The organism is Staphylococcus ureilyticus (assembly GCF_002902235.1).
Classification (GTDB): domain Bacteria; phylum Bacillota; class Bacilli; order Staphylococcales; family Staphylococcaceae; genus Staphylococcus; species Staphylococcus ureilyticus.
Genome location: NZ_PPRL01000004.1, coordinates 12,671 through 32,934 on the forward strand (window position 1 = coordinate 12,671; position 20,264 = coordinate 32,934).

22 protein-coding genes, 8 tRNA genes and 1 riboswitch are annotated in these 20,264 nt (G+C 31.9%); of the genes, 21 read left to right on the forward strand and 9 right to left on the reverse strand.

The annotated features are described in order from the left end of the window. Window positions 1-5 precede the first annotated feature (5 nt). Entirely contained in the window at window positions 6-509 is a 504-nt protein-coding gene (locus tag CD150_RS00395; RefSeq protein WP_073341598.1) for a signal transduction protein TRAP, read from the reverse strand. Between the two features lie 260 nt (window positions 510-769). On the opposite strand from CD150_RS00395, the gene hemE reads away from it, so the two are divergent. From hemE to CD150_RS00455, 12 genes are all read left to right on the forward strand, one after another. Further along, on the forward strand, window positions 770-1,804 hold the full coding sequence (hemE, locus tag CD150_RS00400) for a uroporphyrinogen decarboxylase (RefSeq protein WP_073341601.1): 1,035 nt from the start codon (window positions 770-772) through the stop codon (window positions 1,802-1,804). An 83-nt stretch (window positions 1,805-1,887) separates the two neighbouring features. Continuing rightward, window positions 1,888-2,811 (forward strand): ferrochelatase, encoded by a 924-nt coding sequence (hemH, locus tag CD150_RS00405; RefSeq protein WP_046207614.1) that lies wholly within the window; start codon window positions 1,888-1,890, stop codon window positions 2,809-2,811. A 17-nt stretch (window positions 2,812-2,828) separates the two neighbouring features. Further along, entirely contained in the window at window positions 2,829-4,223 is a 1,395-nt protein-coding gene (gene hemY / locus CD150_RS00410) for a protoporphyrinogen oxidase (RefSeq protein WP_073341603.1), read from the forward strand. A gap of 142 nt (window positions 4,224-4,365) precedes the next feature. Further along, window positions 4,366-4,923, forward strand: coding sequence for an alpha/beta hydrolase (locus tag CD150_RS00415; RefSeq protein ID WP_046207612.1), 558 nt, complete (start codon window positions 4,366-4,368; stop codon window positions 4,921-4,923). Window positions 4,924-5,322: 399 nt separating this feature from the next. After that, window positions 5,323-5,396 (forward strand) — tRNA-Met (locus CD150_RS00420). Window positions 5,397-5,407: 11 nt separating this feature from the next. Beyond that, window positions 5,408-5,483: transfer RNA gene (locus CD150_RS00425), tRNA-Asp, on the forward strand. A gap of 18 nt (window positions 5,484-5,501) precedes the next feature. After that, window positions 5,502-5,574, forward strand: a tRNA-Phe gene (locus CD150_RS00430). Between the two features lie 11 nt (window positions 5,575-5,585). Then, a tRNA-His gene (locus CD150_RS00435) sits at window positions 5,586-5,661 on the forward strand. 13 nt (window positions 5,662-5,674) lie between these two features. After that, window positions 5,675-5,748: transfer RNA gene (locus tag CD150_RS00440), tRNA-Gly, on the forward strand. A gap of 10 nt (window positions 5,749-5,758) precedes the next feature. Then, window positions 5,759-5,833 (forward strand) — tRNA-Asn (locus CD150_RS00445). 1 nt (window position 5,834) lies between these two features. Then, window positions 5,835-5,906 (forward strand) — tRNA-Glu (locus tag CD150_RS00450). Between the two features lie 46 nt (window positions 5,907-5,952). Beyond that, window positions 5,953-6,041: transfer RNA gene (locus CD150_RS00455), tRNA-Ser, on the forward strand. 263 nt (window positions 6,042-6,304) lie between these two features. On the opposite strand, the gene CD150_RS13310 is transcribed toward CD150_RS00455, so the two are convergent. Further along, window positions 6,305-6,475 carry a hypothetical protein gene (locus tag CD150_RS13310; RefSeq protein ID WP_164987238.1) on the reverse strand — a complete coding sequence of 57 codons (171 nt, stop codon included), beginning with the start codon at window positions 6,473-6,475 and terminating at the stop codon, window positions 6,305-6,307. 370 nt (window positions 6,476-6,845) lie between these two features. Between CD150_RS13310 and menE the strand changes: the two genes are divergently transcribed. Together menE and menC are read left to right on the forward strand one after the other, a co-directional pair. Then, entirely contained in the window at window positions 6,846-8,234 is a 1,389-nt protein-coding gene (gene menE / locus CD150_RS00460; protein WP_073341605.1) for an o-succinylbenzoate--CoA ligase, read from the forward strand. A gap of 12 nt (window positions 8,235-8,246) precedes the next feature. Further along, window positions 8,247-9,251 (forward strand): o-succinylbenzoate synthase, encoded by a 1,005-nt coding sequence (gene menC, locus CD150_RS00465; RefSeq protein ID WP_103161242.1) that lies wholly within the window; start codon window positions 8,247-8,249, stop codon window positions 9,249-9,251. Here menC and yidD read toward each other — a convergent pair. After that, the gene (gene yidD / locus CD150_RS00470; protein WP_064208800.1) at window positions 9,248-9,484 is read right to left on the reverse strand and encodes a membrane protein insertion efficiency factor YidD; all 237 of its coding nucleotides are present in this window, start codon (window positions 9,482-9,484) and stop codon (window positions 9,248-9,250) included. The genes menC and yidD overlap by 4 nt on opposite strands. A 61-nt stretch (window positions 9,485-9,545) precedes the next feature. On the opposite strand from yidD, the gene ytkD reads away from it, so the two are divergent. Both ytkD and CD150_RS00480 read left to right on the forward strand, forming a co-directional pair. Further along, on the forward strand, window positions 9,546-10,055 hold the full coding sequence (gene ytkD / locus CD150_RS00475; protein WP_064208801.1) for an RNA deprotection pyrophosphohydrolase: 510 nt from the start codon (window positions 9,546-9,548) through the stop codon (window positions 10,053-10,055). Further along, the gene (locus tag CD150_RS00480; protein ID WP_174894777.1) at window positions 10,012-10,815 is read left to right on the forward strand and encodes an alpha/beta hydrolase family protein; all 804 of its coding nucleotides are present in this window, start codon (window positions 10,012-10,014) and stop codon (window positions 10,813-10,815) included. Before ytkD ends, CD150_RS00480 begins: the two co-directional genes overlap by 44 nt. 26 nt (window positions 10,816-10,841) lie before the next feature. On the opposite strand, the gene pckA is transcribed toward CD150_RS00480, so the two are convergent. Continuing rightward, entirely contained in the window at window positions 10,842-12,431 is a 1,590-nt protein-coding gene (gene pckA / locus CD150_RS00485; protein ID WP_070658751.1) for a phosphoenolpyruvate carboxykinase (ATP), read from the reverse strand. 156 nt (window positions 12,432-12,587) lie between these two features. Further along, a riboswitch (SAM riboswitch) is annotated at window positions 12,588-12,700 on the forward strand. A 111-nt stretch (window positions 12,701-12,811) separates the two neighbouring features. On the opposite strand from pckA, the gene metK reads away from it, so the two are divergent. The 3 genes from metK (at window position 12,812) to CD150_RS00500 (ending at window position 16,300) form a co-directional block, all read left to right on the forward strand. Next, entirely contained in the window at window positions 12,812-14,008 is a 1,197-nt protein-coding gene (metK, locus tag CD150_RS00490; protein ID WP_073341610.1) for a methionine adenosyltransferase, read from the forward strand. A gap of 96 nt (window positions 14,009-14,104) precedes the next feature. Next, window positions 14,105-15,013, forward strand: coding sequence for a nuclease-related domain-containing protein (locus CD150_RS00495; protein WP_046207605.1), 909 nt, complete (start codon window positions 14,105-14,107; stop codon window positions 15,011-15,013). Between the two features lie 450 nt (window positions 15,014-15,463). Continuing rightward, window positions 15,464-16,300 carry an aldo/keto reductase gene (locus tag CD150_RS00500; RefSeq protein WP_073341613.1) on the forward strand — a complete coding sequence of 279 codons (837 nt, stop codon included), beginning with the start codon at window positions 15,464-15,466 and terminating at the stop codon, window positions 16,298-16,300. A 78-nt stretch (window positions 16,301-16,378) separates the two neighbouring features. On the opposite strand, the gene CD150_RS00505 is transcribed toward CD150_RS00500, so the two are convergent. The 3 genes from CD150_RS00505 to CD150_RS00515 are packed head-to-tail and all read right to left on the reverse strand — an operon-like array spanning window position 16,379 to window position 17,463. After that, window positions 16,379-16,735, reverse strand: a complete 357-nt coding sequence (locus CD150_RS00505) for a fluoride efflux transporter FluC (protein ID WP_046207603.1) — start codon at window positions 16,733-16,735, stop codon at window positions 16,379-16,381. Next, on the reverse strand, window positions 16,732-17,097 hold the full coding sequence (gene crcB / locus CD150_RS00510) for a fluoride efflux transporter CrcB (protein ID WP_046207602.1): 366 nt from the start codon (window positions 17,095-17,097) through the stop codon (window positions 16,732-16,734). Before crcB ends, CD150_RS00505 begins: the two co-directional genes overlap by 4 nt. A gap of 60 nt (window positions 17,098-17,157) precedes the next feature. Beyond that, entirely contained in the window at window positions 17,158-17,463 is a 306-nt protein-coding gene (locus CD150_RS00515; protein ID WP_073341615.1) for a hypothetical protein, read from the reverse strand. Between the two features lie 285 nt (window positions 17,464-17,748). Between CD150_RS00515 and CD150_RS00520 the strand changes: the two genes are divergently transcribed. After that, a complete protein-coding gene (locus CD150_RS00520; RefSeq protein WP_046207600.1) occupies window positions 17,749-18,462 on the forward strand; it encodes a transaldolase in 714 nt (237 codons plus the stop codon). A 499-nt stretch (window positions 18,463-18,961) separates the two neighbouring features. Next, window positions 18,962-19,411, forward strand: coding sequence for a hypothetical protein (locus tag CD150_RS00525; protein WP_046207599.1), 450 nt, complete (start codon window positions 18,962-18,964; stop codon window positions 19,409-19,411). A 4-nt stretch (window positions 19,412-19,415) separates the two neighbouring features. Here the strand turns inward: CD150_RS00525 and CD150_RS00530 are convergent, their stop codons facing one another. Both CD150_RS00530 and CD150_RS13570 read right to left on the reverse strand, forming a co-directional pair. Beyond that, window positions 19,416-19,838, reverse strand: a complete 423-nt coding sequence (locus CD150_RS00530) for a competence protein ComK (RefSeq protein ID WP_046207598.1) — start codon at window positions 19,836-19,838, stop codon at window positions 19,416-19,418. 10 nt (window positions 19,839-19,848) lie between these two features. Beyond that, a partial coding sequence (locus tag CD150_RS13570) for a sigma-70 RNA polymerase sigma factor region 4 domain-containing protein (RefSeq protein WP_103161243.1) occupies window positions 19,849-20,264 on the reverse strand: 416 nt, incomplete at its 5' end.

A 20,264-nucleotide genomic window follows, 5' to 3' on the forward strand; every position in this document is an offset into this window, starting at 1 on the left:
TTTATTTAATAGTCATCAATTGGGAATAAATATCTTTCAAAGTAACTAGAATGTTGACCACTAGAACCAAAGAATTGGCTTAGTGCAAGTTTATCAAAGTTGTCTTGGAAAACGGCAGACGCTTTGAAATCTTCGTAATCTGTACGACTATTAAAGCCAAAATAAATTTTATATGTTAACCCTTGGTTTGGTTTTAAAAAGCGATAACTTCTATAACCTGCAAATTGTTTGAAATCAGTTGTGACATTTTCTAATTTCTTTTCTAATTGATATGCATGATCCTCTGATGTTGGTATAAAAATAACAGAATAGAAGTAATTTTCATCTAAATTCCCTTCAGACTTAATGATGTCATAAGCCAGCGGGTGTTTTAAAACCGTTTCACCTTCTGTTTCTTCTATAATAACTGAAGAATCGGAAGCTGAAAATTGTAGTAGATGATGTGTCGGATTATTCAGTCTAATTTGATTTAAATAACCAAATGTACCGTAAGATGCGTAAATTTTCATAAGTTTTCCCCCTTGAATTGTTTAAGAAACATTGCATAACTATTATAATTTACTATATATACTTCTAATATTTCAAATAAATATAAAATAGACTTTAACAGTATTATAATTGATTTCTGTTAGAAAACAATAGTCAAATAATTAAGAATAACAAAGTAACACACTTTGTCTTTTTTATGACATTTCTATTGATTGAATACGGGAAATTAGTGGATATGGTAATATTAATAAGAATGATTATAATGTAGGAGGATTACAAGGTGCATAATAAAAATAATACAATCCTAGATATGATTAGGGGCAAAGAAGTTAAGCACACACCTGTGTGGTTTATGCGTCAAGCTGGTAGATCACAGCCTGAATATAGAAAACTGAAAGAGCAATACTCTTTATTTGAAATTACACACCAGCCAGAATTATGTGCATACGTAACACATTTACCAGTAGATAATTATAATACGGACGCTGCGGTTTTATACAAAGATATCATGACCCCATTGCAACCGATAGGGGTGGACGTAGAAATTAAGTCCGGGATAGGACCAGTAATTCATAATACCATTAAAAATATACAAGATGTTGAAAAATTAGGGAATATTGATCCGAAACGAGATGTTCCATATGTATTAGACACGATTAAATTATTAACTGAAGAAAAATTGAATGTGCCATTGATTGGTTTTACTGGCGCTCCTTTTACCTTAGCAAGCTATATGATTGAAGGTGGGCCTTCTAAGAATTATAATTTTACAAAGGCAATGATGTATAGTGACGAAGCAACTTGGTTTGCGCTTATGGATCATTTAGTCGATATGTCTATTACTTATACGACAGCTCAAATAGAAGCTGGTGCAGAAATCATACAAGTATTTGATTCTTGGGTTGGTGCATTAAACGTTCAAGATTACAGATATTATATAAAACCAGCAATGAAAAAGTTAATTAATGGAATTAAGGCGAAATACGATGTACCCGTGATTTTATTTGGTGTGGGTGCAAGTCATTTAGTACATGAATGGAATGATTTACCAATAGATGTATTAGGTCTAGATTGGAGACTGTCTATTAAAGAAGCTAATGATTTAAATATTACTAAAACATTACAAGGGAATTTAGATCCATCTTTACTATTAGCACCTTGGGAAGTTATAGAAGCGCGATTAAAACCTATTTTAGATGAGGGCTTAGCACATGGTAAACATATATTTAATTTAGGACATGGTGTTTTTCCACAAGTTAAACCCGAAACTTTAAAAAGAATTACTACGTTTGTTCACGAATATACTCAAAGATAGTTAGACATACAAAAGGTGAACAAGATTTACATTTAATTATGTCATCTACATCTTAAAAATTTAAATAAAAGGATGATTTTAAAATGGCAAAAACAGTAGGCTTACTAGTAATGGCTTATGGTACACCTTATAAAGAAAGTGACATAGAAGCTTATTACACAGATATTAGACATGGGAAAAAACCTACAGAAGCAGAATTGCAAGACTTAAAAGATAGATATAAATTTATTGGCGGTTTATCACCACTTGCGGGAACTACGAATCGACAAGCTGAGGCATTATGTTCAGAGTTGAATAATCAATATACTGATGTTGAGTTCAAGTTGTACATTGGTTTGAAACACATCCATCCGTTTATTGAAGATGCTGTAAAGGCAATGAATAAAGAAGGCATAGATGAAGCTGTTACTGTGGTATTAGCACCACATTATTCAAGCTTTTCAGTGGGTTCCTATAATAAGCGTGCACAAGAAGAAGCGGATAAATATGGTATTACGTTAAACCATGTTGAACATTATTACCAACAACCAAAATTCATCCAATACTGGACTGAAAAGGTAAATGAAACTTTAGAGCAAATACCAAAAGAAGAACATGATGAAACAGTCTTAGTAGTATCAGCACACAGTTTACCTAAAGGACTTATAGAAAAAAATAATGACCCATATCCGAATGAATTGCATGATACTGCTGAATTATTAAAAGCTAAATCAAACATTACTCACGTTGCTGAAGGGTGGCAATCAGAAGGTAATACTGGGACACCTTGGTTAGGCCCTGACGTTCAAGATTTAACTAGAAACTTATTCGAAAAATATAATTATAAAAACTTTATTTATACGCCTGTAGGCTTTGTATGTGAACATTTGGAAGTATTATATGATAATGATTATGAATGCAAAATAATTTGTGATGAATTAGGCGTTAATTACTTCCGTCCAGCAATGCCTAATACAGATTCACTATTTATTGGTGCAATCGTAGATGAAATTAAAAATGTTTATTAAAGGAAGCGTGAATCACATTGACTAAGAGTATCGCAATTATTGGGGCAGGCATCACAGGCTTATCCAGTGCATATTTTATAAAATCAAAAAGACCTGACATCGATGTCACAATTTATGAATCTTCTAATAGAGCAGGCGGGAAAATACAAACATATCGTAATGAAGGCTATACCATTGAATTAGGTCCAGAATCTTATTTAGGACGAAAACAAATTATGACAGAGATAGCCAAAGATATAGGACTTGAAGATCAACTCATTACTAATAAAACTGGGCAATCGTATATATATGCTAAAAATAAACTCTATCCGATTCCAGGCGGTTCTATTTTAGGAATACCGACCGACATCAAACCATTTCTCAAAACCAAATTAATTTCTCCATTGGGTAAGTTAAGAGCTGGAATGGATTTGTTTAAAAAAACTATAGATATGGATAACGATATGTCGGTTGGTGAATTTTTTAGAACGCGGTTAGGTGACGAAGTGCTAGAAAATCTAATAGAACCATTAATGGGTGGTATTTATGGCACAAATATTGACGAGCTTAGTTTAATGAGTACTTTCCCTGAGTTTAAAGAAAGAGAAGAACAATTTGGTAGCCTTATTAAAGGAATGCGATATGAGAAGGCGCAAAGAATAAAACAACGTGAACTTTATCCAGGCGCACCTAAAGGACAATTTAAGCAATTTAGACATGGGTTGAGTTCATTTATAGAATGTTTAAGAGACGATTTGGTGGCAAAAGGTGTTAATATTAAATATCAAACTGCTGTTAAAGATATTACAGCGTCACAGAAAAAATATGAAATTAAAACAGTCAATGAGAAGCGCATCTATGATAGTGTCTTAGTTACAACGCCACATCAAAATTTCTTACAATGGTTTGGTAATGATCCTGCTTTTGATTATTTTAAAAACATGGATTCTACAACAGTAGCAACAGTCGTACTTGCATTTGACGAGGCAAATATCATCAACAATTATGATGGCACAGGATTCGTTATTGCTCGTACAAGCGATACGAATATCACGGCTTGTACTTGGACAAGTAAGAAATGGCCATTTACAACACCTGAAGGTAAAGTGTTAATTAGAGCTTATGTTGGTAAACCAGGTGATACGGTAGTTGACGATCATACAGATGAAGAACTCGTGAAAATCGTGAAAAATGATTTGAGTAAAATGATGACCTTTAAAGGTTCGCCTGATTTTAGTATTGTAAATCGTTTACCTAAAAGTATGCCTCAATATCAAGTAGGACATATTGAACAAATTAAATTGATACAATCGCATATAAGACATAATTATCCTAGATTACGTATTACTGGTGCGTCATTTGAGGCTGTTGGGTTACCTGATTGCATAAAGCAAGGAAAAGAAGCGGTTGAAGAGATTTTAGATGAAATCTAAATAAATAATAAAAAAGTCATTTTCTACTTTGTTAATTTTTAGTTATTGTAGAATTGGCTTTTTTTACTAAGTTGAAACTTACAATACTGGTGAAATATATGAGATACTTTAAAAGTAATATTTGTAAACGGGGGATTGATTTATGACAGATATAGTAATAGTACATTCAAAATTAGGTGATTCAACGAATCATTGGTATGAATGGTTAGCAAATAACCTTACATTAGAAGGTTACGTAGTTACACTTTTTAACATTCCGAAAGAACAAAATAGTGATATACGCAAATGGCTCAATGTTATGAATGAACAGATCCATATACGTAAACAGGATACCTATTTTGTAACTCATGGTTTTGGTACAATTGCTTCACTTGAATTTATTCAAAATAAAAACATAAACAATATTGAAGGTTTATTCAGTATCTCAGGTTTCAAAGAGGATGCACAAGAGATTGATGAGTCGTTGAAATTAGATGATAAAATCATTAACTATGATAAAGTTAAAGAAAAAGTGAATGAATTTTATGGTTTGTGTGCAAAAGACGATAAACATGTTTCTTACAAAGAAACAAAGCGTTTAATGGATGAATTGAATGGCAAATGTAAAATTACTGATTTTGGAGGACACTTCATGGAAGATGATGGTTTCACGACATTTACAAATTTACAAAGTAAAATGATGGGTATCATGAGTAAATAGATTGAATAAACATACGACGGTCTATAATTATACAGCACAATACGGGGAAATAAGTTTTATATTTCAATTATAAAATGAACAGTCTTTATAGCTTACTTATATTTTAAGTAAATATGGGTAAGCTATAAAAATAAACAAATATGTGTCATTTCTTAACTAAAATTATAATATTATAGTTATATTCCTTTTTTACACAAAATACTTTAATGAAAGCATTGACGAAAGCTACAAAAGTTAATATACTAAATAAGTATTCAGAAATGAGGGGAGCTTAACCACTCATTATGACATTTAATTTTTAATTATAAATTAATTATTTGTAAATTAATTTTAAAATAATGTTGATTTTGTAATGATATTATGGTATATTTAATAGGTAGGCGTCATTAATAATATTAACGCGGGATGGAGCAGTTCGGTAGCTCGTCGGGCTCATAACCCGAAGGTCGGTGGTTCGAATCCGCCTCCCGCAATTACATAGTTTGGTCTCGTAGTGTAGCGGTTAACACGCCTGCCTGTCACGCAGGAGATCGCGGGTTCGATTCCCGTCGAGACCGCCATTATTGATTTACCATTAAGGTTCAGTAGCTCAGTTGGTAGAGCAATGGATTGAAGCTCCATGTGTCGGCAGTTCGACTCTGTCCTGAACCATTTTATTTTTGGCGGTTGTGGCGAAGTGGTTAACGCATCGGATTGTGGTTCCGACATTCGTGGGTTCGATTCCCATCAACCGCCCCATAATCGTTATCAAGCGGGTGTAGTTTAATGGCAAAACCTCAGCCTTCCAAGCTGATGTTGTGGGTTCGATTCCCATCACCCGCTCCATTCAAATTAATCCACAGTAGCTCAGTGGTAGAGCTATCGGCTGTTAACCGATCGGTCGTAGGTTCGAGTCCTACCTGTGGAGCCATGGCCCCGTGGTCAAGCGGTTAAGACACCGCCCTTTCACGGCGGTAACACGGGTTCGAGTCCCGTCGGGGTCATACAAACAGAAGTGAAATATCGCTTCTGTTTTTTTAATTCTATATTGGAGAGTTGTCCGAGTTGGCCGAAGGAGCACGCCTGGAAAGTGTGTAGGCGCCAAAAGCGTCTCGAGGGTTCGAATCCCTCACTCTCCGTTAATTCTATAAAACCCGTTATACATCGTTATTTAAAACGTTGGTATAACGGGTTTTATATTTATCGATAACTTTGTTGGATACTATAGATGAATTTTGATGTTTTCTAAGTTATTGTTATACAATAACTTAGGGAGCAAACTGCGTCTTAATTTCTAATATTTGATTTTGTGATTAAGGGATTATGAGCCATCTTAGGACATCGTTCTATTTATTATAAGTGTAACGATTTTTCGTTATTTGATGATTGCGTTAAACAAATATTATTGTTTGTCAATTTTAATTGCAATATCTTCTAATTTATCTCTTATTTCTTTTAGAGTATGGCTTTCTGAAAAAGTGAAATGGAACGGTGTATTTTTGTTTGTTTTTGCATATATCGTTATGAGGTCGTAGTACAAGCCTTGCTCAATTTCGTATTTAATAAATTTCATTTTATTGTGATCTCCTTCATCATATATATAAATAAAAACGTTTATCTTTCTTCTTATCTAATATGGTGTAAGTAAACGAAGAGTGTGGGATTCGAACCTCTGATGCCTTAATAATCTATTATGATAATGAAGAGTCCTTTTACAGATCATGTTTTGTTTATGTGTTTATAATTAGTTGAAACGAAGTCATTTTTATTATCATATCACCAAAATTCATCGCATACAACTTAAATTTTGACTATTTTACAAAAGAAATGTAAACAAATAGTATAAATATGTATTTACGGTAATAGAAACTAATAAAATGCACCAACACTGTTAAATCAAAGTAAAAACGTTATAATAGTCTTTGAGATGGAGGAATGACAGATTGGAATTTTGGTTGAAAACGCAAGCAAAACAAAATGGAAATAAAGTATTTATTGATGATGGTCTTAATAAAATCACGTTTGCTTCAATGTATTACGAAGCAAGCCGTTTAGCTTATCAAATAAAACAGTTGAAGAAAAAGCGTATAGGAATATATATAGAAAATCATATTGAATCTATTACTTTGATTAATGCGTTGTGGTTAGCAGGTGTTGAAATCGTGATGTTAAACACGCGTTTAACCAAAGAAGAAATACAAAACCAGTTGCATTCTATTGAAACTGATACAGTAATTACTACTACCAATTTAACGTTACAAGATATAGCCATAATTGATTTTGATGTATTGAAACGTGAAGTTTCTAATAACACTTATGAAGCTATATTCAATATGAATCAAATTGCTTCTATTATGTTTACTTCTGGAACAACAGGACCACAAAAAGCTGTTCCTCAAACATTTGGCAACCATTATGCAAGTGCACTGGGTTGTAAACAAAGTCTAGGGTTTAATCAAGACACAAGATGGTTATCTGTGTTACCTATTTATCATATTTCTGGATTAAGTGTCATATTAAGAGCGCTGATTCAAGGTTTTACAGTACGTATTGCAGCGAAGTTCAATTCACAAAGGATGCTTGAAATAATAGAAAAAGAATTACCAACGCATGTATCATTGGTTCCTCAAACTTTAAAATGGTTAATGGATGAAGGGTTGACTCAACCGTATAATATTCAAAAGATATTGTTAGGCGGGGCTAAGCTTTCTAGTACATTGATTGAAAATGCTTTGAAATTAGGATTGCCGATTTACAATTCATTCGGAATGACTGAAACATGTTCCCAATTTTTAACAGCATCGCCAAGTATGTTAGCTGAGCGTTATGATACCGTCGGAAAACCAAGTGAAAATGTTTTTGTGAAAATAAAAGAACCGAATAACCAAGGACATGGAGAACTGCTTATCAAAGGCGACAATGTTATGAATGGATACCTATATCCTGAAGATTTAATAGATACGTTTGAAAATGGTTATTTTAAAACGGGAGATATTGCTGAAATAGATGATGATGGATATGTAATGATTTATGATAGACGTAAAGATTTGATCATTAGCGGTGGCGAAAACATATATCCATATCAATTAGAATCTGTAGCAAAACTACACGAATCAATTACTGATGCAATGTGTATCGGTGAGCATGACAGCACGTGGGGGGAAGTACCTTATTTATATTATGTTTCAAAAACAAAATTATCCAATGAAACATTAATCGAACATTTTAAATCACATATAGCGAAATATAAAATCCCAAAATATTTTAAACAAGTAACAGAATTACCTTATACATCAACTGGTAAACTACAAAGAAAACATTTAAAAAATTAGGCGTGAAAATTTATGAAATTGAGCGAAATGAAACTTTATATTTGTAATAATAATTTTAAACATTCAATTATTACTCCTAAGGTAAAATTGGACAAGCGTAAAGCACTTATTATTGAATTTATTACGGATAAGCAGAAACATTATTTTGGAGAGTGTAACGCTTTTGAAACAGACTGGTATGATGATGAAACGATAGAAGTAGTTTATGACCAAACAATAAAGTGGTTTGAATCTTTTAAAAACATTGAGTTTGAATGCTTTTCGGAAGTTCAAAACGCGCTTCAATGTTTGGAAAAATATCCAGCTACACGAAGTATGATTGTGATGGCCTGTTATCAAATTTTTTTCCAATTAGAGACATTTAATGTGCCTTATGGTGCCACGGTTAGCGGCCTAACGGATAAACAAATTAATGACTTAAAAGTCACACAACCACAACGCATAAAAATAAAATGGTCGGAAACGATTTTAGAAGATGTTAAGCGATTGCAGAGATTGCTATTTAAACCTCAAATTGTCATTGATGCCAATGAATCTGTTAGAGATAACGAAGTTGAGAAAATCATGTTACTTTCAAGCAGTGAAATTCTTTATTTAGAAGAGCCTTTTAAAGATATAGAAAAAGTAAATCAATTTAAAGATACGGAATTACCACCTATAGCTATTGATGAGAAAGCAGTATCTTTGAAAACAATTTTATATTATATTGAAAATTATAAAATCGATGTTGTGGTATTAAAACCATTCAGGCTCGGTGGTATTGATAAAGTGATGGAAATCATTGAAATATTGGAACAAAAAGATGTGAAATTTGTCATTGGCGGTATGTATGAATATGGTTTAAGTCGTTATTTTACAGCTTTATTAGCACGGTATGCCACTTATCCAAGTGATATTACACCACAAGGTTATTATTTTGAAAATGATATTGTAGCACATTCAGGCATATTAAAAAGAGGTTCAATTTATTTTGAACCTCCTTTAGTAAACAAAGATCATTTAATGCAGATTGATTAATGTTTATGCTTTTTATCTTTTTTTAAAGGTACTGGATCAAATCCCCCTTTGTGGAGTGGATGACATTTTGAAATACGTTTAACACCTAACCAAGTACCTTTAAAGGGGCCAAAAACTTCTATTGCTTCTCTAGTATATTCAGAACAAGTTGGGTAAAAGCGACATGTAGCTGGTGTCATAGGAGAAATGAAATGTTGATATATATAGATAAGTCCTAGAAAGATTTTTTTCATAAAATTTTGCCTCCAACAATTTACATCGCATTGATAGTTTAACACATATAAAGGGAGATTGATGTTTGTGAAGTTTAAAGATAAAGAAAATGATGATGTTTTTTTATCGTTTAAAGATGAAAATGATATACCAGATGCAGACCATGTCTTAGTTATTCCAATATATCAAGGACAATTGCTTTTTACCAAACATAAAATAAGAGGTATAGAATTTCCTGGTGGCAAAAGAGAAGCAGGGGAATCAAGTGTACAAGCGTGTGATAGGGAATTGTTTGAAGAAACAGGAGCGCTTATTAATTTTAAAGATAGACATTATATTGCTCAATATTGTGTTAATCGTCAAAATGGCACACCTTTTACAAAAGATGTTTTCATGGTTAAAGTAGATCGATTACAAACGAAAAATGATTATTTAGAAACTGATGGGCCATTAATTTTCAATAGTATCTCAGATATTTCAGAAGCATATAAAAGTTATTTATTGAAAGATGCTGCAATTTTAAAATGTTTAGAGAGAGTGATCGAGCTTGGATTTTATTCACAGAAAAAGAATGCCGATAGAAGTACCTGACCATATTGTTGATGAAGTCACTTATGAAGTGGATGAGATTAATGTTAGAGGTTTATTAATGCAACCACATAAAAGTGTAAAAAGAATAGTTATATATTTGAGAGGTGGTAAAGGACAAGTTGGTAAAGTAAGAGCAGGACGTTTAATGCAATTTTCAGATGTTCAAACACTTGTATTTGGACCTTATTATAGAGGTAACAATGGTAGTGAAGGTAAAGATGAATTTTATGGTAGGGATTTAAATGATGTAACCGTGGCTGTTCGAATATTAAATGCAATGTACCCTGATGCATATATTCATATGATAGGATTTTCCAGAGGTGGATTACAAGGTCTGCTTACATTTCAAGATTTACCAGTTACAAGTTTTATTATTTGGGGTGGTGTGTCTGATATTCACCTCATGTATGAAGAAAGAATAGATTTAAGAGGTATGTTGAGAAGGATGATCGGACATCCAAAGAAACAAGCAACAGCATATAAGCAAAGGGATGCGATTGCTAATATACACGCCGACAGTCCACCTATACTTATTGTACATGGTGGTAAAGATAAACAAGTTGGGATTCACCAAGCCTATTATTTGGAAACACAATTGAAATATATTGGCTCGACTTATCAAACATTTTATCAAATGGATGAAGATCATGTACCAAGACCATTTGCAATGAAAACAGCGTTATATACAGTTAAACAATGGATGGATAAAGTAGAAAAAAATAAAAAAATTACTAATAAAGCACATGGGCCACAATTATAATGTAGTCCATGTGCTTTATTAAGTATTTATTTAAAGCCACCATTTTGTGCTAAATCTGAAACTTCATCACCAAATTTTTCGAAATTATGTTTAAATCTGTCGATTAAATCTTGAGCTTGTTCTCTATATGCTTCTGGCTTACTCCAAGCATTTATTGGATTTAGTAGTGTTTGAGGTACGTCTTCAACTTCCACTGGTATATTTAATCCAAACATATCATCTTGAATATATTCTGTATCTCTTAGTTGTCCAGTGATTGCTTGATTAACCATTTGTCTCGTATAACTTAAACTAATACGGCGTCCTGTACCATATTTACCACCAGTCCAACCGGTATTCACTAAATAAACATCCACATCATGTTTATCAATTAAGTCGCCTAGTAAATCTGCGTAAACTTTAGCATGTAAAGGTAAGAAAGGTGAGCCGAAACATGTTGAGAAAGATGGTTCTGGTTCAGTGATACCTCTTTCTGTTCCTGCAAGTTTAGCTGTGAATCCACTTAAAAAGTGATACATCGCTTGATCTTTGCTAAGTTTTGAGATAGGAGGTAAAACGCCAAAAGCATCAGCAGTAAGGAAAATAATTGTATTTGGATGTGCTGCTTTGGAAGGTGTAACGATATTTTCTATATGGTTGATTGGATAAGCGGCTCTTGTATTTTCAGTGTAATAGTTGTCATCAAAGTCGACATCGCCTTCTTCATCTACAACAACATTTTCTAAAATTGTACCGTATTTAATTGCTTCATATATTTGAGGTTCTTTTTTGTAAGAAAGGTTGATTGCTTTTGCGTAACATCCACCTTCGATATTAAAGATACCATTTTCATTCCAACCGTGTTCATCATCACCGATTAATTTTCGAGTTGAATCTGCTGAAAGTGTTGTTTTTCCTGTACCAGAAAGTCCAAAGAATAGAGCTACATCACCTTTTTCACCAACGTTTGCGGAGCAGTGCATACTCATTATATTATCTTTAGGCAGTAAGTAGTTCATTACGGAGAAAATACCTTTTTTCATCTCACCAGCGTATTCAGTACCGCCGATTAAAATGACCTTATGTTTAAATGAAGTAATAATAAATGTTTCTGAATTTGTACCATCTATATTTGGATCAGCTTTAAAATAGGGTGCTGATACAATCGTAAAGTCAGATTTAATTTCTTCTGCTTCTTCTTTTGTTTCAGGACGAATAAACATATTTTGTGCGAAGAGATTATGCCAAGCCAATTCGTTGACAACCGTTAGTTTGAGTTGTGAATCTTTATCGCTACCTGCATAGCCTTTAAATACATATAATTCATCTTTTTCATTTAGATAATTTAATACTTTATCATATAATTTTAAAAATGTGTCTTCTTCAATAGGTTGATTGATATTTCCCCAATCAATATCATCTCTGTATGATGGTTCATTAACAATAAACTTATCTTTCGGTGAACGACCAGTGTATTTACCCGTTTTAGCGTTAATTGCACCTAGTTCGGTTAGTTCTCCTTCATTATTATTAAGAATTTTCTTATACAACTGTGTTGTAGATTGTTGAAATAATGAAGACTTCTTGTCCAAAATGTTTTGAACTTTTTTTGTGTAAGTGTATGTATCTACCGCCATACTATATCCCTCCAACGCTATTAAATTAATGTAAGCCTTTACAATTACAGAGTATAACACATATGATTGATTAGTCCACACCATTTTTAAAGTAATTTAAATAAATATCAAATTGACATTAGTACTTAGTTTCGGTACTATAGTGATTAACGGATTCTCTTATCCTGAGTGGCGGAGGGACATGGACCCAATGAAGCCCAGCAACCTCTTCTTACAACGAAGAAAGGTGCCAAACCGTTTGCGGACAAATAGCGTCTGAACGATAAGAGCGAATGGACGTATAAGGGCCTTCTCTCTATTCATATAGTGAAGAAGGCTTTTTTTAATGAGCTCAATAAAAGAGAATTTTCGTAATCAAAGACAAAGGAGCAAGTTAATTTATGACTTATAATAGAAGATTATTTACTTCAGAATCGGTTACAGAAGGGCACCCAGATAAAATCGCTGACCAAGTGTCTGATGCAATTTTAGACGAAATATTGAAAGATGATCCTCATGCGCGGGTTGCTTGTGAAACTACCGTGACTACGGGTATGGCATTAATTTCAGGAGAAATTTCTACAGCTACATATGTAGATATCCCTAAAGTTGTAAGAGAAACAATTAAAAACATCGGCTATACACGTGCTAAATATGGTTACGATAGTCAAACGATGGCAATATTAACAGCTATTGACGAGCAATCGCCTGATATCGCACAAGGCGTCGATAATGCATTAGAATATCGTGATAATTTATCAGAAGAAGAAATTGAAGCAACTGGTGCAGGTGACCAAGGTTTAATGTTTGGTTATGCGACAAACGAAACGGATACTTATATGCCGTTACCAATATTTTTATCTCATCAATTAGCTAAACGATTATCAGATGTGCGAAAAGATAGTATTTTACAATACTTGCGCCCAGATGGAAAAGTTCAAGTAACGGTCGAATATGATGAACAAGATAAACCACATCGAATAGATACAATTGTCGTTTCAGCTCAGCATGCGGAAGACATTACTTTAGAACAAATTCAAGCTGACATCAAAGAACATGTCATATACCCAACAGTACCGGAAGGATTAATTGACGATAATACAAGATTCTATATTAATCCAACTGGACGATTTGTAATTGGCGGGCCTCAGGGTGATGTTGGTTTAACAGGCCGTAAAATTATCGTAGATACATACGGTGGTTATGCACGTCATGGAGGAGGTTGCTTTAGCGGTAAAGATCCTACAAAAGTAGATCGTTCAGCTACTTATGCTGCGCGTTATGTAGCCAAAAATATTGTAGCAGCTGATTTAGCGGATAAATGTGAAGTTCAACTCGCATATGCCATTGGAGTGGCTGAACCAGTATCGATTGCAATAGATACTTTTGGAACAGGAAAAGTAAGTGAAACAGAACTAGTAGAAGCAGTTAGAACTCACTTTGATTTAAGACCAGCAGGCATTATTAAAATGTTAGATTTAAAACATCCAATATATAAACAAACGGCAGCATATGGACACTTTGGAAGAACAGATATACTGTTACCTTGGGAAAAATTAGATAAAGTAAATTTATTAAAAGATAGCGTAGAAATATAAGCATGACGTAATTAATTTTTTTAAACTTTACTATCGAATGATGAACTCATATCTATTATAATTAAGTTACTGAACACATAAAGGAGCGTTGTTGTTATGAATTCATTTGGCCCGATGGAAATTGGACTAATCGTGGCAATTGTCGTAGCAGTTATTTGTTTGATCTTATTTTTAGTTGCTTTGAAAAGTAAGAAAAAAGCACAGCAGACCATTGAGGAGCAATACAAAACAAGAGAACAAAAACTTAGCGATGAACATGATGAAGAGTTAGAAAAAGAAAGAATTGAAAATAAAAAGCAAGTTACTAAACAAAAAGAGGACTATGAAGCTACAGTAAATGCAAAAGAGCAAGAAATAGATGCATTAAAACTTTTCTCTAAAAATAAAAGTGAGTATGTAACGGATATGAGATTAATTGGTATTCGTGAACGCTTAGTTAATGAAAAACGTATTCGTCCAGAAGATATGCATATCATGGCAAATATTTTCTTACCGAAAAATAACTTTAGTGATATACGCCGTATAAGTCATTTAGTACTCACACGTACTGGACTCTATCTCATAGATTCACAGTTGTTAAAAGGTCATGTATTTAATGGCATTAATGCTAACCAATTCAAAGAACAACCGATGATGGAGCAAGTGTTTGAAACGTTAAACCTTGACAAACAAACGGCACAAACCTTAGTTATGGACCAAAATGATGACAAAGATTCTTTATCATTTGTAAATTATACGAATTATTTAAATGAAATTGAAAAACTAGCTGGTGAATTACAAACAGAATTAAACTTGAAATTCACACCGACATCAATTCTTTATTTTAATCCTAAAGATGAAGGTGCTGTGACAATTTCAAATTATGCACAAAGTACTAATTCTAAAGTGCTAGTTGGACCAGAACAACTTGATGAATACTTTAATAAGTTTGTTTTTCATGGTCGTATCCAGTACAATGTTGAAGATTTACAACGTGTGATGGATGAAATTGAAACATTTAACTAATAAAGTATCAAGAATATAAATTTTGTTATAATAGCTCATAAATGAATTTTTTCGAAAATTTATTTATGGGCTTTTTTACTTGTATTTTATAAGTGTGAACTTACTTTTCTACGAGCAAACTTTAATATAAATTATCTGGTTTGATTTGCCTATCAAAATATATGTATCTAAATTGCTATTTATTAATGTTATTCTAATTCTATATAATACCAATATATGTATAGGTCATTAAACAATAGGATTAAAATAACTTAACAAATGTGTTTTTGGTTTAGGAAAAGAATCGAATTTTTTAGAAGGTTATGACTATAGCTATTTGTTAAAAGTCTATATCTAAGTATATAAGTAATTTATTTAGACAAATTATTTAAAATTTAGGCATTTTAATTTAATTGTTTGATAAATTTGATTATTATTATAGATAGTTTAATAGTAAAGGGGAGTTTAAATTTGGAATTTGTAACATTTTATAATGGTAATAAAATGCCAATCATAGGCTTAGGTACTTTCCGAGTTGAAAATAATGATCAATGTAAGGATGCAGTAAAACATGCAATTGAAAATGGGTATAGACATATTGATACTGCAATGATATATGATAATGAGGAAATGGTTGGACAAGGCATTGCAGAAGGATTAGCATCCACAGGATTAGATAGAAGTGATCTTTTTGTTACATCCAAATTATGGCTTGATGATTATGGTCGCAGCAATGTAGCGGAAGCTTATGAGACTAGTTTAAGTAAGCTAGGATTAGACTATTTAGATTTATATTTAATGCATTGGCCAGGCTTAGATGAAGCATTGATGATAGATACTTGGCAAGGTATGGAAGATTTGTATAAAAATGATAAAGTTAAGAATATTGGGGTTAGTAACTTTAATGCAGAACATTTAGAAGCATTACTTGCTCAAGTTTCAATTAAACCTGTAATTAACCAAGTTGAATTTCATCCTTATCTCACACAGTCAGAATTGAGAAGATATCTTGAAGTTCAAAATATACACGTAGAATCCTGGTCACCATTAATGAATGCGCAAATTTTGGAAGATGATATAGTTAAGTCAGTAGCATCAGAAATAAATAAAACACCAGCACAAGTTATAATCAGATGGAATATTGAACATGGAGTTGTAGTGATACCTAAATCTGTCACACCATCTAGAATTGAAGAAAATTTAAATGTATTTGATTTTGAATTAACTAAAGAACACATTGAACGTTTAGACAGTTTAAACGAAGATAAAAGAATTGGTCCTAATCCATCAGAGTATAGTGGACACTAATAGAGTAATTGCATTTTGAATAAGACCGTAAATATAGTAGATTAAAACTATATTTACGGTCTTTTCTTTTTATGTAAGTTAAATCATAAAATATCCTAATAAACATGAAATGAACGCTACTACATATTGTAAAATTGAATAAATAATAAAATGAAATATCTGTTTGTTTGGTGTTAACATTTGAACTAATTCAGATGATAAAGTTGAAAAAGTAGTTAGTCCACCAAGAATTCCAACAATTAAAAATGTGTTAATCCAAGTAACGTTTAAAGTCAGTCCCATGCATAGACCAATCAAAAAACTACCTAAAATATTTACGACAAGTGTTGCAATCGGGTAAGTACTATTAATTCTATTGTTAAAGAAATTAGTAACAAATGCACGAATAACTGCGCCTATTCCGCCACCTAACATAACTAAAAAAAACTGAGTCATGATAAACGCGCCCCCATTCTAACTCCAATATAACAAACCAATATACCTATGATATAGCTGAGTAAAGCATAGGTTACTAACATTACATATGCTTGTTGTTGTAATAATCCAACAAGTTCGAATTGAAACGTTGAAAAAGTAGTCAGTGCACCAAGTAATCCAGTAGTTATACCTTTTTTGAGTAGTGGATTGTTTCTAAAATACTGTATCGCTAAAGACCCTAATAAGCCCATTAAAAATGCACCTATGATATTCGCGAAAAATGTGCCAGTTGGAAATCCTTCAGTACTATTAAAAACAGATAATAAATAGCGAATGAATGCGCCAATGGCACCGCCAACAAAAATATATAAATATTGCACTATGATATCTTCCTTTCAAAAAAATAAACTACAAAAGTAGTATAACTTTTGTAGTAGGATTTAGAAAATAATACCAAATGTTGAGAGAGAAGCTAAGATATGAATTGCTATCACAATTAATATTATATAAGGTAAAATTTTGCTAACTGGACGAATCCAATCTGAATCTTCATGTAAATTTTTAATAGATTTATCAGAAAAGATAATAGCAAGTATTAAAATAATAGCATTGATAATACTACAAACAAAAATGAGTTTAATCATTGAATTAAAGTGCATATTTAGTAGAGGGTTTCTAGTATTAAAATAAAAGCTAATTATAATTAAAATGCATGATAAATAAAAATAAAGTTTTGAACGTGCCATAATAACCTCCTAATGCAATTTATTAAGTTATAATACCATAAATTAACTTAAAGTTAACTAAATTTACAATAAGAAAAGTTTTTAGTTAATAACAATATAGATTATAAAGCTTGTTTTTAGTGATATTAGATCTGTTACTGATACTATTATTTTCAGAAATTAATCATTTATAAGCAGAAAAATAGAATTTATGAAATAAAGGTGGTATAAATAAAGTGTATGGTTTAAACCGTTATAAAAATAATTCTTTATAGAATTATTTATTTTAGTCAGGAGGAATTAGTAATGGCAAATTTAAATGTTGAAGTGTTTGCAGATGGTGCAGATATTGAAGAAATGAAAGCAGCTTATAAAAATAAACAAGTAGATGGTTTTACCACAAACCCAAGTTTAATGGCAAAAGCAGGTGTAACAGATTATAAAGCATTTGCCGAAGAAGCTGTGCGCGAAATTCCTGACGCTTCTATTTCATTTGAAGTATTTGCAGATGATTTAGAAACTATGGAAAAAGAAGCAGAAATTTTAAAACAATATGGCGATAATGTTTTTGTTAAGATTCCAATTGTAAACACAAAAGGTGAATCAACTATTTCTCTAATTAAAAAATTATCAGCAAACAATGTTCGTTTAAACATTACTGCTGTTTACACTTTAGATCAAGTTAAAGAAATTACTAATGCTGTAACAGAAGGTGTTCCAACATATGTGTCTGTATTTGCTGGACGCATTGCAGATACAGGAGTAGATCCAATTCCATTGATGAAAGAAGCAGCTGACGTTACACACAGTAAAAAAGGTGTGAAATTATTATGGGCAAGCTGTCGCGAAGTCATCAATGTCATCCAAGCTGATGAAGTTGGCGCGGATATTATTACATGTCCGGCAGATGTAGTTAAAAAAGTGAATAATAATTTAGGACGCGATATAAACGAATTATCTGTTGATACAGTTAAAGGCTTTGCAAAAGATATCCAAAGTTCTGGTCTATCTATTTTATAGTCGTAAACGCAGTTAGTTCATTTCTGTAGCTACTCCCAAATGATGGAAAAAACACTTTCATTGAATTCATCATAAAATGAATTCATATGAAAGTGTTTTTATTATCATCTACCTTGCTTATACACACTCAAAGTTAAAGTATAGTTACTGAAATAAAAGTTATTTTATTATTAAGCAATTAACTAAAGTTATAATATTATGACTTAATAATGAATGAAACGAGTAAATATTGAGTGATTATAGAAGCGAAATCATTTACTATTGGGTAAGTGATGGAAAGTTGTATTTCAATGCATTATTGGCGTTGATTAAAGCAGTATTGAATAAATTGAATTTATGTGGTTACTTGAATGAAATAAAAAACTATCGAATGGCATGGTTAAGCAAAGAAAATATAATTTGATTGCAAAATTTTTTATAATTTTATTGAAACCATAAGATAAATAACTTATCCTGTATATTGATAGTATAAGTGTGATACTTTTAAGGAGAAACTTTAATGAAAGCAAATATTTTTAAACAGAAAGTTAAAAAGCATTTATGGTTTTTAAATAAAAAAGAAAAACAACAACTAGATCAAGTGTTATCGAAAGTCTTGGATAAAAACCATGAGGAAGAACTCAATCGACCGATTGCGTTTTCCAATCAATTTTTGAAAAATTATATCTTTGAAGAAAAGGTAGTTTCATCAGCTTATTTCTTCATGTTATTAATTGGTATTTTAATTACATATATTATTTTATTAGGATTATTCTTATTTGCTTTATTGACAAGTTTGTCGTCAGTCCAATTTTTTATTAAACCAGAAGTTGATTTATCTAGTATTATCGTTGTATTGACACTCATAGGTGCGCTACTATTATTGGTGATTAGTCTATACTTAATTAAGGTCGCAACAGGTTATTTTACGAAGAAGCTATTAGAATATAAGCATAATAGAGCGCTATGATGCGTTAAATTAAAAGGTGAGAAAGTGTGATGCTTTCTTGCCATTTTTTATATACAAAAGTGTAGGGTGCATCTACAATGATGAATGTAGCATTTTCAAAATAAATTGTTGTTTGTTCATTATTTGATTTAATCCCAACAATCGCATTTGCATTGATATAATATTGCAAGGGTGCGCGTCTCGCTTTAAGCGGAAATAAAGTAATATCTGGATTAATAAATATAGGGACCATTTTTCTGATTTTTAAAACTTGTTTAGCTTGTTTTGTTTGATAAGATAGTGATAAACCATAGGTTTCTAGAAGGTAAGTAAGTGTAGGCATGATTGAAGTAGGATAGTGAAATTGATGCGTGGTATATTGCCCGACTGTTATGATTTCATTTCCAACAACGGATTTGAGGTATAATAATTTTGTAAACTTTGTCATTTGCCAACTCCTATTTTTGATTTATTCCGTAATATTTAATGTATTTTATTTGCACCTTTTTTCGATAATTTTTTATTGTAGAAATAGAGCAGTTCAACATTGATGCAATCTCAAATTGTTTATAACCTAGCAATTTTAAGTTAAGCCAATTTTTTTCATTAGTAGTTAATAGTTGCAAAAACTGTTGGTATATAATTTGATGATTCATTTGATCAAACAGAATATTTTCTCGTTCTTTTAAATCTGGAGAATTTATTGTAATTTCTAATTGTTTCTGACTGCGAAACAAATCAATCAAATAGCAATTCAAACGAAAATATAAAAATTGTTGTAATGAGACAGATTGATGGGGAGAATACTTCTGTGTTAGTTCCCACATTTTGATAGTGAGTAATTGAGTATATTCTTCTCGATTATACTTAATAT